Source organism: Phyllobacterium myrsinacearum (assembly GCF_002980555.1).
Lineage (GTDB): Bacteria > Pseudomonadota > Alphaproteobacteria > Rhizobiales > Rhizobiaceae > Phyllobacterium > Phyllobacterium myrsinacearum.
Window position 1 is genome coordinate 116,481 of record NZ_PVBT01000003.1, and the last position, 14,634, is coordinate 131,114.

Genomic DNA, 14,634 nt, shown 5'->3' on the forward strand with positions numbered 1-14,634 from the left:
AAACCCGCCGTTAAGGCGGGTTTTTTGTCAGACCATTATCCTTTCATATAATCGTACACGACTTCCCCGAGCCCGAGGGTCAGATCGGCAATGAAATGCGTTCCCGACAAGACCTCCAGCACGGGCAGGCCCGCAACATTGGCCATGACGTGCGCATGAAGTTCAAGCGCTGCCGGTGCCGTCCAGGCACCCTTCAGATCGATATCCTGCAGGTGATACTCGACCAGTTCGCAGATGCGCGCGGTGCCGTCCACATGCGGAATGATCTTGATGAGGTAATTCGGCAGCAGCATTGATTTCAATACGGCCGCATGATCGGCCGGCTTGTGCTTGTAGCCCATGGTGCCCGTCGCACAAAGCACACTGCCGTAGTGCAGCGTGCCGAGGATGGTTTCTCCCTCATGGGAGATTTTCGGCTTGGCGAGTTTCTTGGGAAAGCCCCAGATCTCACGTCCGCCGGCAATCGGCGCATCATCGTCGAGATACATGGAATGGACGTAGACGCCCTCCTTGCCGTTGAACCGCACCGGGATGACCTGACCGGATTCTGTGTAATCGCCAAAGCCGGTCGAATCCGGCATGCGGATGAACTCGAATTTGACAATGGGTTCGGCGATCTCAAGCGGTTCCGGTACCACCGCGCGCAGTGCTTCCGGATCGGTGCGATAGGTGATGACCACAAATTCGCGGTTGATGAAACGGTATGGACCCGGCGGATAGGACGGGTTGGTGAGCGGCATGGCGTAGGCGGAACGAACATCGGATATTTTCACGGGGGCATCTCCGGATGTCAGGGAAACTGGCTTTGATACAAGTCAGGCGCGGCAACGGATATTGCGGCGCAGCAGGACAATAGTGCAATGCACAATCCGCGTCTGTCAATTTCGCGTGAAGCAGGTGTTTTGTGTCAGCGCGGGCGGATCCCATTGAGAATGATGCTCAGCACCGCCTGCGCCGTCTGCTCGCGGAAGCCGGGGCGGCCAACCTGATTGCCCATGATGGCACGGACCTGCACATCGAAATCCGCATAGTGCTGTGTGGTCGCCCAGATCATGAAAATCAGGTGATAGGGGTCGACCGGCGCGAGCTTGCCCTCGCCCACCCAGCGGCGGATCACCGCCGCCTTGTCGTCGACCAGCGGCTTCAGGTGCTTGCTCAGAAATTCGCTGATGGCGGGTGCGCCATGCAATACTTCGTTGGCAAACAGCCGTGACGCTTCCGGGTGGCTTTCCGACATGCGGATTTTCAGGGTTATGTATTTGCGCAACTGCTCGATCGGGTCGCCCTCGGGATCGATTTCCGCCAGCGGCGCCAGCCACTCCGCCAGCGTCTCTTCCAGCAGCGTCACATAGATGTTCTGCTTGCGCGGGAAATAATAGAGAAGGTTCGGCTTCGACATCCCCGCCTTGTCAGCAATCTGGTCGATGGTGGTGCCGCGAAAGCCATAGGCGGAGAAAACATCGAGCGCGGCATCGAGGATAAGACGGCGATTGATTTCCTGAATGCGCGTCGTTTTTTCCGGCACGTCGCTCGTCTTTTTCTTCGCTGCCCTCGCCATGCCACTCATCCCTTTTTGTTATCCGGCGCGACGGGCCGTTTCGTCGCATCCTGGAACCGCTTTTATTCCCCATAAAGCGCTTGACCGGCTTCCTATGCTCTTCTAGCCTGCATTTTGACCAACTAGTCAAGTTTTTGATTGCACCACAGGTTCAATCATTCGGGAACACAAAACAAGCGGCAATGTCCGCAAACAGGAGGCGTATGTCACATGTCGAAATCGGCATTGGGATTGGGCACCAATAATCTCGAGGCGTTCTGGATGCCGTTTTCGGCAAACAGGCAGTTCAAGCAAAATCCCCGTCTTCTGGTCAGCGCCAAGGACATGCATTTCAAGTCCGCAGACGGCCGCGAAATTCTCGACGGAACCGCCGGTCTCTGGTGCTGCAACGCCGGTCATTCGCGCCCGAAAATCGTCGAGGCGGTACAGAAGCAGGTTGCCGAACTCGACTACGCGCCTGCATTCCAGATGGGCCATCCCAAGGTCTTCGAACTGGCTGCACGGCTTGCGGCCATGCTGCCGTCACCCATCGATCATGTCTTCTTCACCAATTCCGGTTCGGAATCGGTCGATACGGCGCTCAAGATTGCCCTCGCCTATCACCGCGCCAAGGGCAACGGCACCAAGACCAAGCTGATCGGCCGCGAGCGCGGCTACCACGGCGTCGGCTTCGGCGGCATTTCAGTCGGCGGCATTTCCGGCAACCGCAAGACGTTCGGCAACGCGCTCGGCGGTGTCGACCACATCCGCCATACCCACGATCTCGCCCGCAACGCCTTCACGCGCGGCGAGCCCGAATATGGCGTCGAATTTGCCGATGACCTGGAAAAAGTCATCGCCCTGCACGATGCGTCCAACATCGCCGCCGTCATCGTCGAGCCGGTGGCCGGATCGACCGGCGTGCTCATTCCGCCGAAAGGCTACCTGCAGCGCCTGCGCGAGATCTGCACCAAGAACGATATCCTGCTGATTTTCGATGAAGTTATCACCGGTTTCGGCCGTCTCGGCACCCCCTTCGCCGTCGATTATTTCGGCGTGGTTCCCGATCTCATCACCACTGCCAAGGGCATCACCAGCGGCGTGATCCCGATGGGCGCGGTATTTGCGTCCAAGCAGATCTACGATGCGTTCATGACCGGCCCGGAAAACATGATCGAACTCTTCCATGGCTACACCTATTCCGGCCACCCCATTGCCTGCGCGGCAGCGCTTGCAACGCTGGATACCTATGAGGAAGAGGGCCTGCTCACCCGGGCGGCGGAGCTTTCCGATTACTGGGCCGATGCATTGCATGCCCTGAAGGGCCTGCCGCATGTCATCGACATCCGCAATCTCGGCCTGATCGGCGCCATCGAGCTGGAACCCATACCAGGCGCACCGACCAAGCGCGCTTTCCAGGCATTCCTCGATGCCTATGAAAAGGGTGTTCTTATCCGCACCACCGGCGATATCATTGCGCTGTCGCCACCCCTGATCATCACCAAGGGCCAGATCGAGCATCTCTTCGATACGCTGGCCGATGTCCTGAAAAATCTGGCATAGTTGAAAGGCTCTCACATGGCGCTCACTGGAAATCTCAGGATCAACGGCGACCGCCTCTGGGACAGCCTGATGGAGATGGCAAAGATCGGCCCCGGCTTGCGCGGAGGCAACAACCGCCAGACCCTGACCGATGAAGACGCGGAAGGCAGGCGCCTGTTCCAAAGCTGGTGCGAAAAGGCTGGCCTGACCATGGGCGTCGACACCATGGGCAATATGTTCTTCCGCCGTGAAGGCACGGACCCGGATGCCCTGCCCGTCTATGTCGGGAGCCATCTCGACACCCAGCCCACCGGCGGCAAATATGACGGCGTGCTCGGTGTCCTCGGCGGGCTCGAACTTGTCCGTACCCTCAACGACCTCAACATCAAGACAAAACACCCGATTGTCGTGGTCAACTGGACCAATGAGGAAGGCACGCGCTTTGCCCCCGCCATGCTGGCATCGGGCGTTTTTGCCGGTATTCACACGCAGGACTGGGCCTATGCGCGGGAAGACGCCAAAGGTAAAAAGTTCGGCGACGAGCTGGAGCGCATCGGCTGGAAGGGTGACGAGGCGGTGGGCGCGCGCAAGATGCACGCGCTGTTCGAACTGCATATCGAACAGGGCCCGATCCTCGAAATCGAAGGCAAGGATATCGGCGTCGTCACCCATGGCCAGGGCCTGTGGTGGCTGCAGATCACGCTGACCGGCAAGGACAGCCATACGGGTTCCACACCGATGCCCATGCGCCGGAACGCCGGGCTCGGCATGGCCCGCATCACCGAACTCGTGCACACCATCGCCATGGCGCACCAACCCAGCGCGGTCGGTGCGATCGGCCATTGCGATGTCTATCCCAACTCCCGCAATGTCATTCCCGGCAAGGTGGTTTTCACCGTCGATTTCCGCTCGCCCGACCTTGCGACACTCAATGCAATGAAGGCGGAGCTTGAGAAAAAAGCACCCGAGATTGCCAAGGAGCTCGGTCTCGGCATCGAGATCGAGGAAGCCGGGCACTTCGATCCGGTGACGTTCGACGAAGGCTGCGTCACCGCTGTACGCAATGCAGCCGAGCGGCTGGGTTACAGCCACCGCAACATCATTTCCGGCGCGGGGCACGACGCCTGCTGGGTCAACCGTGTTGCGCCCACGGCCATGGTCATGTGTCCCTGCGTCGACGGACTCAGCCACAATGAAGATGAAGAGATTTCCAAGGAATGGGCGGCCGCCGGCGCGGACGTCCTCCTGCATGCTGTTCTGGAAACGGCCGTGATCCAGACCTGACCGGATACCATTTCCATACAGAGCAACATGTTCGACAAAAGACCAATAAGGGGAACGGACACATGGCTACGAAAGTGATCAAAGGCGGAACCATCATTGCCGCCGACCGCACCTACAAGGCGGATGTGCTGATCGACGGCGACATCATCGCTCAGATCGGCGCTGATCTTTCCGGCGATGAGATCATCGATGCGACGGGCTGTTACCTGATGCCGGGCGGCATCGATCCGCACACCCATCTCGAAATGCCCTTCATGGGCACCCACTCTTCCGATGATTTCGACACCGGCACCGCCGCTGCGCTGGCGGGCGGCACCACCATGGTGGTCGATTTCGTCCTGCCCGGCGCCGATGGCTTGCTGGCAGCCTTGCAGGACTGGTTCCAGAAGGCGGGCAAGGCGCGCACCGACTATTCCTTCCACATGGCCATCACCGGCTGGAACAAGCAGATTTTTGACGAGATGCCGAAGGTGGTGGAACGCGGCATCAACACGTTCAAGCATTTCATGGCCTATAAGGGCGCCCTGATGGTGGACGATGACGAGATGTTCGCCTCGTTCACGCGCTGCGCCGAGATCGGCGCCATGCCGCTGGTCCACGCGGAAAATGGCGACGTGGTTGCGCATCTCCAGCAGAAACTCCTGGCAGAAGGCAACAACGGACCGGAAGCCCATGGCTATTCCCGCCCGCCGGAAATTGAAGGGGAAGCGGCCAACCGCGCCATCATGATCGCCGATCAGGCCGGCGTGCCGCTCTATATCGTGCACGTGTCGTGCGAACAGGCGCATGAAGCCATCCGCCGCGCCCGCCAAAAAGGCATGCGCGTCTATGGCGAACCGCTTGTGCAGCATCTGACGCTGGACGAGAGCGAATACAGGAACAAGGACTGGGACTACGCGGCCCGCCGGGTGATGTCGCCGCCCTTCCGCGACAAGAGCCATCAGGACGGCCTATGGGCTGGTCTTGCCTCCGGCAGCCTCCAGGTGGTGGCAACCGATCACTGCGCCTTCACCACGGAACAGAAGCGTTTTGGCGTCGGCGATTTCACCAAGATTCCCAATGGTACCGGCGGCCTTGAAGACCGCATGCCTGTCCTGTGGACCAAGGGCGTTCGCACCGGCCGCCTGACGCCGAACGAGTTCGTGGCCGTGACCTCCACCAACATCGCCCGCATCCTCAACATCTATCCGCGCAAGGGTGCCATTCTGCAGGGCTCCGATGCGGATATCGTCATCTGGGACCCCGAAGCGTCGAAGGTGATTTCCGCCAAGACACAGAAATCCGCCATCGACTACAATGTGTTCGAAGGGATCGAGGTTACCGGCCTGCCGCGCATCACCCTGTCGCGCGGGCAGATCGCCTACAAGGACGGCGAAGTGCTGGCGCCGACCGGCAGCGGCCGCTTTGTCGAACGCGAGGCCAATGCACCGGCCAATCGTGCACTTTCCACGTGGAAGGAACTCACGGCACCGCGTAAGGTGGAACGCGATCCGAAAAACATACCGGCGGGTGTCTGATGACAGTCGTCGCGCTCCGACCCAAGGCCCAGTCAATGCCAAACGCGACGCCCAAGAATGTGATCGACGTCAAGGACCTCTCCCTGGTTTTCCAGACCAATGACGGGCCGGTCAACGCCCTGTCGAACATCAATCTTGCGGTCGATGGCGGTGAGTTCGTATCCTTCATCGGGCCGTCGGGCTGCGGCAAGACCACCCTCCTGCGGGTGATCGCCGATCTGGAGCAGCCGACATCAGGGGCCATTTCCGTCAATGGCATGACACCGTCGGAAGCGCGGCAGAAACGCGCCTACGGCTACGTGTTCCAGGCGGCAGCGCTCTATCCCTGGCGCACCATCGGCGGCAATATTTCCCTGCCGCTGGAAGTGATGGGCGTACCCAAAGCCGAACGGGCAAGCCGCATCGCCAAAAATCTCGAGCTGGTCAACCTTGCCGGTTTCGAGAAAAAATTCCCGTGGCAGCTGTCGGGCGGCATGCAGCAGCGCGCCTCCATAGCGCGGGCGCTATCCTTCGATCCCGACATGCTGCTGATGGACGAACCGTTCGGTGCGCTGGACGAGATCGTCCGCGACCACCTCAACGAACAGCTGCTGAAGCTGTGGGCCAAGACGCAGAAGACGGTGATCTTCGTCACGCACTCCATTCCGGAAGCGGTGTTCCTTTCGACCAAGATCGTGGTGATGAGCCCGCGTCCCGGCCGCATTCATGAGATCATCGACTGCAATCTCGGCACGGAACGCACGCTCGATATCCGCGAGACGCCGGAATTTCTCGAGATTGCCCACCGGGTGCGCGAGGGTCTGCGCCATGGCCATTCCTATGACGAGTAACCGGGGCAGATGATGATCACGATCCGCGCCGCCAAACTGCGTGACATGTCCGACTGCGCGGCTATCGTCAATGCGTGGATCGACGCGACGGAATGGATGCCACGCATTCATTCCGCCGACGATGTCACGGACTATTATTGCGATACGGTCTTTTCCAGATATGAAGTCTTTGTCGCCGATGACCATGACGCCGTGGCCGGCATGGTCGCACTCGCGCCGGACAACATGGTCAATGCGCTCTACGTGCATGCCGACCGGCGCGGCAGGGGCGTCGGCAAGGCATTGCTGGATCATGCCAAGCGGCAGGCCGCGGGACCGGTGCAGCTTTGGACCTTTGTGGCAAATACCGGCGCCCAATCCTTCTACAGACGGGAAGGCTTCACCGAAGTGCGCCGCACCGATGGCGACAATGAAGAACATTTGCCGGATATTCTGTACCGATGGCAGCCTGAAGCGGGGATGCATTCATGAACTTCATCCGCAACAGCGTCATTCCGGTGGGAACGGTCCTCCTGGCCATTCTGGCGCTGTGGTATGCCTTTGCCATTGTCCTCAATGCGCCGTTCGAACGGGATCAGGCCGCGCGCGCCAACACGACAATCTCCACCGGCCAACTGATTGCCAATACGATGGCGCAGGAGCGCCCAGTCCTGCCCGCACCGCATCAGGTCGCCGAGGAAATCCGCAAGACCGTTTTCGATATCAGCCCGACATCGAAACGCAGCCTCGTTTATCACGGCGGTGTCACCCTGTCCTCGACCCTGCTGGGTTTCGGGTTTGGCACGCTGCTCGGCATCCTGCTGGCCATTGCCATAGTCCATTCGCGCACGCTGGATAAAAGCCTGATGCCGTGGATTATCACCTCGCAGACCGTGCCGATCCTGGCCATTGCGCCGATGATCATCGTGGTGCTCAACGCGGTCAATATCACGGGGCTTTTGCCCAAAGCGATGATCTCCACCTACCTATCGTTCTTTCCCGTTGCCGTCGGCATGGTCAAGGGCCTGCGCTCGCCGGAAATTATGCATCTCGACCTGATGCGCACCTATAACGCGTCGAAGGCACAGGTATTCTGGAAGCTGCGCTGGCCGGCATCCATGCCCTATCTCTTCACCTCGATGAAGATTGCCGTCGCCATCAGCCTGGTTGGCGCCATCGTCGGTGAATTGCCGACCGGGGCGGTCGCGGGCATCGGTGCGCGGCTCCTGGCCGGTTCCTACTACGGCCAGACGGTGCAGATCTGGGCCGCATTGATTGCAGCCGCGCTGATGGCGGCCATTCTCGTCAGCCTGATCGGGCTGATGGCCACACTCGTCAACCGGCGCATGGGGGTACGGCCATGAGACTATCCCGTTCGCCGCTGGCCATTGCCGCCTTCCTGCTCGCCGTTCCCGGATTGCTGATATCGTCCGGCGGCGATGTTTTCGACACGCTCACCTATTCGACCCCGGTCATCCTGTTCGTTGCAGCCGCCGTTGCCATGTTCACGAGCGTATCTATACCATCGCTGGTCGTCGTTCTCGTGCTTGTCCATGTGGTCGCCTTCTGCCTCATTGGACTGCTCCATGCGATGCCGCAGCCGCCGGGACCGTCGATCGGCTACTGGTGCATGGTGGCATCGTCCTGGCTGCTTGCATGGTTCAGCGTGCAGAATCTGGCCGGTTTGAAACTGGCTTCGCCGCAGGCCCAGCGGCTGGTCAATCTCGCCCTGCCGGTGCTGTTCGGTGCCTGGCTGCTGATCCTGTGGGAAATCATTGTCCGCGGCTTCGGCGTACCGAGCATCCTGCTGCCGCCTCCCTCCATGATCGCGGAGCGCATTTCCAGTTCCGTGCCGACGCTCTGGGCGGATTTTCAGCAGACCTATTTGAAAGCCGCCATTGCCGGTTATGCCATCGGCTGCGGCTCCGGCTTCCTTGCCGCCATCATTGTCGACCGGGTACCCTTCCTGCGCCGGGGACTGCTGCCCATCGGCAATCTCGTGGCCGCTCTTCCGGTTGTCGGCATCGCACCGATCATGGTGATGTGGTTCGGCTCCTACTGGGAATCGAAGGCCGCCGTGGTTGTCATCATGACCTTCTTTCCCATGCTGGTGAATACCGTGGCCGGACTTGCCGCATCCGGCGCGATGGAACGCGACCTGATGCAGACCTACGGCTCCAGCTACGGACAGACCCTTTTGAAGCTGCGCCTTCCCGCCGCCATGCCCTTCATCTTCAACGCGCTGAAGATCAATTCGACGCTGGCCCTCATCGGCGCCATTGTTGCCGAATTCTTCGGCTCGCCCATTGTCGGCATGGGCTTCCGCATCTCGGCCGAAGTCGGCCGCATGAATGTCGATATGGTCTGGGCGGAAATTTTCGCCGCGGCGCTTGCGGGCTCCCTGTCTTACGGGCTTATTACCCTCGTCGAGCGGGCAGTTACTTTCTGGCACCCTTCCTACAGAACTTAAAAACAAGAACAGAGGAGAACTGAAACATGAAGAAGACGATTGCATTGACGATGGGGCTGGCGATGACGCTGATGGCGGGTTCGGCGCTGGCTGCCGACAAGCTGACCCTGCAGCTCAAATGGGTCACGCAAGGCCAGTTCGCCGGCTATTACGTCGCCAAGGACAAGGGGTTCTACAAGGAGGCCAATCTCGACGTGGAGATCAAGCCGGGCGGGCCTGATGTTGCCCCGCCGCAGGTAATTGCCGGTGGCGGCGCTGATGTGGTGGTCGACTGGATGCCGTCGGCTCTTGCCACCCGTGAAAAGGGCCTGCCGCTCGTCAATATCGCCCAGCCGTTCAAGCGCTCGGGCATGATGCTGACCTGCCGCAAGGAGACCGGCATCACCAAGCCACAGGATTTCAAGGGCAAGACCCTCGGCGTCTGGTTCGGCGGCAATGAATATCCGTTCCTGTCGTGGATGAACCATCTGGGCCTGAAGACCGATGGCGGACCGAATGGCGTGACCGTCCTCAAGCAGGGCTTCAACGTTGATCCGCTGATCCAGAAGCAGGCGGACTGCATCTCGACCATGACCTACAACGAATACTGGCAGGTGATCGATGCCGGTATTCCTGCTGATCAACTCGTCACGTTCAAATATGAGGACGAGAAGGTGGCCACGCTCGAAGACGGTCTCTACGTGCTGCAGAAGAGCCTCGATGACCCGAAGATGGTGGAAAAGCTTGCCCGTTTCGTCAAGGCCTCGATGAAGGGCTGGGACTATGCCCGCCAGCATCCGGATGAAGCCGCCAACATCGTGCTTGAAAACGATGCGAGCGGCGCGCAGACGGAAAAGCACCAGAAGCGTATGGTGGCCGAGATCAACAAGCTGACGGAAGGCTCAACCGGCGTGCTCGATGTGGCAGCGGCAGAACGCACCGTCGACACACTCCTCGGCGGCGGTTCCGATCCCGTTATTACCAAGAAGCCGGAAGGCGCCTGGACAACGAAGGTCACGGACGCCGCGAAATAATAATTCGCAGCTGGAATGAAAAAGGCGGGGAGCAATCCCCGCCTTTTGCTTGTAAAGACGGCCCTATTCCGCGGGCAAGGGCGGCTGCGACACCACTTCCAGAAGTTCCCGTTCCAGCCGCGCTTCCTCTTCCGCCTTCGGCTTGGAGAAACCGGCGAGCAGGAGATAGGCAACGGGCGTCAGGAACAGCGTCGAGGCCGTGGCAAGTCCGAGACCGCCGACGATGACCCAGCCGAGGGCAATGCGGGCCTCAGCGCCAGCACCGCTGGCCAGAACCAGCGGAACGCCGCCAAGAATGGCGCAGAGCATGGTCATGACCACCGGGCGCAGCCGGATATTGGAGGCTTCCTCGATGGCCTGCCGCACAGTGCGGCCCTGATCGCGCAAATGATTGGCGAATTCCACAATCAGAATACCGTTCTTGGCCATGATGCCGACAAGCAGAACCAGCCCGATCTGGCTGTAGACGTTCATGCTGGTGCCGGTCAGGATCATGGCGAAGACCGCGCAGGCCAGGCCGAGCGGAACAGTCGCCATCACGATAACCGCGCTGATGAAGCTTTCAAACTGTGCGGCCAGCACAAGCAGGATGATCAGGATGGCGAAACCGAAGGTGACGAACATGCTGGCGGAATTCTCGCCGAGCGTTGCTGCCTCGGCGAGCGGAATGATGCGGTAGCCCGGCGGGAGCAGTGGCGCAGCCACCTCCTGCGCTACCTTGTAGGCATCGCCGAGGGCAAAGTCGGGGCTGAGCGCGGCGGTGATGGCGACAGACCGCATCTGCTGCTCACGGGTCAATGCCGGCGGCACGGCCACTTCCGTCAGCTTGGCGATGGTCGCCATCGGCACGAAGCGGCCGTCGCTGGTGCGCATGAAGACGTTTTCCAGATCCGTCGGATCGTTGATCGGATTGGTGGTCGAAACCAGCTTCACGTCAAAACTGCGGTCCTCGATGTAGACCGAACCAATCTTGTAGCCGTCCAGCACCGATTGCAGCGCCTCGGCGAGGCCGGTGATCTCGATGCCGAGATCGGATGCACGCTCGCGATCGATGGACACGGAAAGCTGTGGCTGCGTCGGTTCATTGGTCAGGCGCGGCCGGTCAAAACGTTTGTCCTTTTCAAGCGCCGAGACTATCTTGGCAGCGGCCGTTCCGAGGTCGGCGTAACTGGTTCCGACAATGGCGAACTGTAGACCGTTGCCGGCGCCACGAATGCCGAGCGAATTGGGCTGGGCGGCAAAAACCTGGATGCCGGGAATATTGCGCACGCGCTTGGACACGTCGGCGAGAATTTCCTGCTGCGTCCGGTGGCGTTCCTTCCACGTGGCAAGGCTGAGCACCATGAAGCCGCGGTTGGTGTTGCCGTTCAGTCCGGCGATGGAGAAGGTATTCTGGATTTCGCCGGAATCGCGCATCGGCTGGATCAGCGTTTCGATCTGGCGCATCTGGTCGTTGAGATATTCAAGGCTGACGCCCTGCGGCGCGGTGATGCGCAGGAAGGCGGAGGCGCGATCCTCACTCGGTGTCAATTCCTGCTTGAGCAGCGAAAAGGCGCCAAAGGCCGCACCGGCAAACAGCAGCGACGCCAGGACCACCAGCCACGGCGCGGCGAGGCACCCGTGCAGCATGCGGCGGTAGGCTTCGAGGAACCAGCCCCCTACACGCCTGATCAGGCCGGGCGAATGGTTGATATCCTCATGCTTGGCTTCGCTTGCCGAGAGCAGGCGCGAAGCCAGCATCGGGCAGAGCGTGAGCGCGACTACGGCCGAGAGCAGCACGCAGATTGCCAACACGAAGCCGAACTCGCGAAACAGACCGCCGGTTTGTCCAGGCAGGAACGAGAGCGGCACGAACACTGCCGCCAGCGTCACCGTCGTTGCGATGACCGCGAAAAACACCTCCTGCGTGCCAAGCACGGCAGCGGCGCGCGGCCCCATGCCCTGGTTGCGGCGCCGGACGATATTTTCGAGCACGACAATGGCATCATCCACCACGAGACCCGTCGCCAGCACCAGCGCCAGCAATGTCAGAATGTTGATCGAGAATCCGGCGAGATAGATCGCCGAGATGGTGCCGATCAGGGCAACCGGCATCGACACGGCAGGGATCAACGTCGCACGCAGATCCCACAGGAAGAGGTAGATGATCAGGATGATGATGAAGACGGAGGCGCCCAGTGCGATTTCAACCTCATGCACGGCACCGTTGATGAAATCGGCATCGTCACTGGTCACGCGGATATCGACGCCTTCCGGCAATGTCTTCTGCAATTGACCGATGGCCGTCCGGATACCCTTGGAGATATCGAGCGTGTTGGATTGCGCCTGGCGGATAATGCCAAGACCAATACCGGTCTTGCCATTGGCGCGCAGTGTCGACGTGCCGATATCGGGACCAAGCGTCACGGTTGCGACATCCCGGATCTTGGTGCGATCCTTGATGATGATGTTTTCGAAATCCTCCGGCGTCGACACCGGCGCGGTGGCGCGAACGACGATGCTCTGGGCACTGCTGTTGATCTGGCCGGCAGGCGTGTCGAACGCCATCGTATCAAGGGCCGTGCGGACATTGGCGACCGTTAGCCCGAGGCTTGCCAGTTTGCCCTGATCGATGTCGATGCGGAAAATCTTGCTGCGGTTGCCGTTGATCTGCACGTCGGCGACGCCGGGCACCGATGCAAGCACATCCTTGATCTGGTCTTCCACCAGAACGGTCATGTCTTCAACGGGCATCGTGGTCGAGGTGACGGCAAGGCGCATCACCGCATCGGCATTGGCATCCGCCTTGACGATCTGCGGCGGGTCGGCCTGTTCCGGCAGCGTGTTGGTGATGCGGCTGATGGCATCGCGCATATCGGCGGCGGCAACGTTGAGATCGACGCCGTCGTTGAATTCCACGGTGACACGGCTGATACCGAAGGATGAGCTGGAGGAAATGGCTTTGACGCCGGAAACGCGCGACACCGCGCCTTCAATCGCAGCGGTCAGCTCGCGGTCGACCGTTTCGGCCGCGGCGGCCTGGAATGTTGTGGATACCGTCACCACGGGCCGGTCGACGTCCGGCAGCTCGCGCACGTCGACGCCATAATAGGCGGCAAGCCCGGCAACCACGATCAGGGCATTGAGCACCAGGGCCAACACCGGGCGGCGGATGAAAAGGGCGGTGAAATTGGAGCCGGACTGTCCGTGCGAATTGCTCACGCCACACCTCAGCCCTGTTCGCCGACGGAAGCCAGCGGCCGCGCGCCGGAATCCGTCTGGTTGGCAGGCTGGCCCTTGATCTGGACCGTACCACCCTGGCGAACGGCCTGCACGCCTTCGGCGACGATAAGGTCACCCGGGTTGATCTCGGCATTGACCAGAACATAGGCTGCATTGCGCTGCATGATACGGACGGGAACGCGCTGCGCCTTGTTATCGGCAATCTTCCAGATATAGGCACCGTCCGTGCCCCACTGGATCGCCAGCGGATCAACCGTCGGATAGGTCTCTCCGGCAAATCCCATATTCACCTGGAATGCCATGCCTTCACGCAGGGCATCGTTCGGATTGGTGATCTTCGCCTGCACCTGCAGCGTGCGGCTGTCAGGATCGATGCGGTTGTCGATGGCATTGATCGTGCCCTTGAACGTCTCGCCCGGACGGGCAACGGAAGTGGCGGTGACGGCGGCTCCAACCTTGATGGCCGGGGCAAAGCGTTCCGGTACCCAGAAGTCCACCAGCACCTCGCTGCGATCGGCGATGGTCGCGATCTGCGTCGTCGTGGTGATGTAGTTGCCGGCACTCACGGGCAGAATACCGACGATGCCGCCAATCGGCGCCTTGACGGCGCGCCGGTCCAGCGCCAGTTCGGCCTCACGCAGGTCGAGACCGGCATTGTCGACAGCCAATCCGGCATCGGACACCTGCACGGCGGAAACGGTGTTGGTGGTGCTGAGATTTTCCGCGCGTTTCAGCTTGGTCTGGGCGTCCTTGAGCATCGTGCGCGCCTTGTCGGCCGCGATGGTCTCCGCCTCGGAATCAAGCCGGGCAATCACGTCACCAGCCTCAACCTTGGTGCCCGAAGTGACCAGGATTTCCGTCATGCGTCCCGCAGCAAACGGTGTGACCGAAACCGAGCTCTTTGCCTTGCCCGTGCCGATGGCCGACAGCTTGTCATTGATCTTGGCCGCGTTGGCTGCCCGGACGACGACGATCGGAACGGCCTGTCCGCCCCGTCCCTGCCCATTGGGTTGGGCTGGTTCCTTTGCCGCGGTCTGAACCTTGTCGGCACCGGCCTTTTTCAGGAAACTGGATGCGCCCGGAAAGAAATACAGCCATCCCGCGCCGGCAACGGCGAGGATAACGACAACCAGAACAAGTTGTTTCCAGACTTTCATACATCACTCCAAAAAGGCCGGTTCCGCCACCCGCGGAGCCAGCACCACTGTATTTTTGATTGTATCCCAATGCGCATCCCGGC

General features: G+C 60.6%; 12 protein-coding genes. 8 read left to right on the forward strand and 4 right to left on the reverse strand.

All coding sequences use genetic code 11. The features are described 5' to 3' along the window. Positions 1-35: 35 nt before the first annotated feature. Positions 36-773 (reverse strand): acetoacetate decarboxylase, encoded by a 738-nt coding sequence (locus C5750_RS11215; RefSeq protein ID WP_105733997.1) that lies wholly within the window; start codon positions 771-773, stop codon positions 36-38. Between the two features lie 134 nt (positions 774-907). Further along, positions 908-1,558 (reverse strand): HTH-type transcriptional regulator RutR, encoded by a 651-nt coding sequence (gene rutR / locus C5750_RS11220; protein ID WP_105733998.1) that lies wholly within the window; start codon positions 1,556-1,558, stop codon positions 908-910. A gap of 210 nt (positions 1,559-1,768) precedes the next feature. Between rutR and aptA the strand changes: the two genes are divergently transcribed. From aptA to C5750_RS11260, 8 genes are all read left to right on the forward strand, one after another. Next, on the forward strand, positions 1,769-3,100 hold the full coding sequence (aptA, locus tag C5750_RS11225) for an omega-aminotransferase AptA (RefSeq protein WP_105733999.1): 1,332 nt from the start codon (positions 1,769-1,771) through the stop codon (positions 3,098-3,100). Between the two features lie 15 nt (positions 3,101-3,115). After that, positions 3,116-4,363, forward strand: coding sequence for a Zn-dependent hydrolase (locus C5750_RS11230; protein ID WP_105734000.1), 1,248 nt, complete (start codon positions 3,116-3,118; stop codon positions 4,361-4,363). A gap of 62 nt (positions 4,364-4,425) precedes the next feature. Continuing rightward, the gene (gene hydA, locus C5750_RS11235) at positions 4,426-5,880 is read left to right on the forward strand and encodes a dihydropyrimidinase (protein ID WP_105734001.1); all 1,455 of its coding nucleotides are present in this window, start codon (positions 4,426-4,428) and stop codon (positions 5,878-5,880) included. Between the two features lie 35 nt (positions 5,881-5,915). Beyond that, the gene (locus C5750_RS11240) at positions 5,916-6,710 is read left to right on the forward strand and encodes an ABC transporter ATP-binding protein (RefSeq protein WP_199537996.1); all 795 of its coding nucleotides are present in this window, start codon (positions 5,916-5,918) and stop codon (positions 6,708-6,710) included. Positions 6,711-6,719: 9 nt separating this feature from the next. Then, the gene (locus C5750_RS11245; protein WP_245421085.1) at positions 6,720-7,181 is read left to right on the forward strand and encodes a GNAT family N-acetyltransferase; all 462 of its coding nucleotides are present in this window, start codon (positions 6,720-6,722) and stop codon (positions 7,179-7,181) included. Continuing rightward, positions 7,178-8,053 carry an ABC transporter permease gene (locus tag C5750_RS11250; protein ID WP_105734003.1) on the forward strand — a complete coding sequence of 292 codons (876 nt, stop codon included), beginning with the start codon at positions 7,178-7,180 and terminating at the stop codon, positions 8,051-8,053. Before C5750_RS11245 ends, C5750_RS11250 begins: the two co-directional genes overlap by 4 nt. After that, on the forward strand, positions 8,050-9,159 hold the full coding sequence (locus C5750_RS11255) for an ABC transporter permease (protein WP_245421086.1): 1,110 nt from the start codon (positions 8,050-8,052) through the stop codon (positions 9,157-9,159). Before C5750_RS11250 ends, C5750_RS11255 begins: the two co-directional genes overlap by 4 nt. 26 nt (positions 9,160-9,185) lie before the next feature. Further along, positions 9,186-10,172: an ABC transporter substrate-binding protein gene (locus C5750_RS11260; RefSeq protein WP_105734004.1), complete on the forward strand. Its 987-nt coding sequence runs from the start codon at positions 9,186-9,188 to the stop codon at positions 10,170-10,172. Between the two features lie 63 nt (positions 10,173-10,235). Here C5750_RS11260 and C5750_RS11265 read toward each other — a convergent pair whose 3' ends face one another. Beyond that, positions 10,236-13,373, reverse strand: a complete 3,138-nt coding sequence (locus tag C5750_RS11265; protein WP_105734005.1) for an efflux RND transporter permease subunit — start codon at positions 13,371-13,373, stop codon at positions 10,236-10,238. A gap of 8 nt (positions 13,374-13,381) precedes the next feature. Next, a complete protein-coding gene (locus tag C5750_RS11270; RefSeq protein ID WP_105734006.1) occupies positions 13,382-14,551 on the reverse strand; it encodes an efflux RND transporter periplasmic adaptor subunit in 1,170 nt (389 codons plus the stop codon). Between the last annotated feature and the right edge of the window lie 83 nt (positions 14,552-14,634).

Bases quoted from the DNA above. Each gene is read 5' to 3' on its own strand.
- rutR (WP_105733998.1), bottom strand. From the start codon at position 1,558: ATGGCGAGGGCAGCGAAGAAAAAGACGAGCGACGTGCCGGAAAAAACG.
- aptA (WP_105733999.1), top strand. From the start codon at position 1,769: ATGTCGAAATCGGCATTGGGATTGGGCACCAATAATCTCGAGGCGTTC.
- C5750_RS11230 (WP_105734000.1), top strand. From the start codon at position 3,116: ATGGCGCTCACTGGAAATCTCAGGATCAACGGCGACCGCCTCTGGGAC.
- hydA (WP_105734001.1), top strand. From the start codon at position 4,426: ATGGCTACGAAAGTGATCAAAGGCGGAACCATCATTGCCGCCGACCGC.
- C5750_RS11240 (WP_199537996.1), top strand. From the start codon at position 5,916: ATGCCAAACGCGACGCCCAAGAATGTGATCGACGTCAAGGACCTCTCC.
- C5750_RS11245 (WP_245421085.1), top strand. From the start codon at position 6,720: ATGATGATCACGATCCGCGCCGCCAAACTGCGTGACATGTCCGACTGC.
- C5750_RS11250 (WP_105734003.1), top strand. From the start codon at position 7,178: ATGAACTTCATCCGCAACAGCGTCATTCCGGTGGGAACGGTCCTCCTG.
- C5750_RS11255 (WP_245421086.1), top strand. From the start codon at position 8,050: ATGAGACTATCCCGTTCGCCGCTGGCCATTGCCGCCTTCCTGCTCGCC.
- C5750_RS11260 (WP_105734004.1), top strand. From the start codon at position 9,186: ATGAAGAAGACGATTGCATTGACGATGGGGCTGGCGATGACGCTGATG.
- C5750_RS11270 (WP_105734006.1), bottom strand. From the start codon at position 14,551: ATGAAAGTCTGGAAACAACTTGTTCTGGTTGTCGTTATCCTCGCCGTT.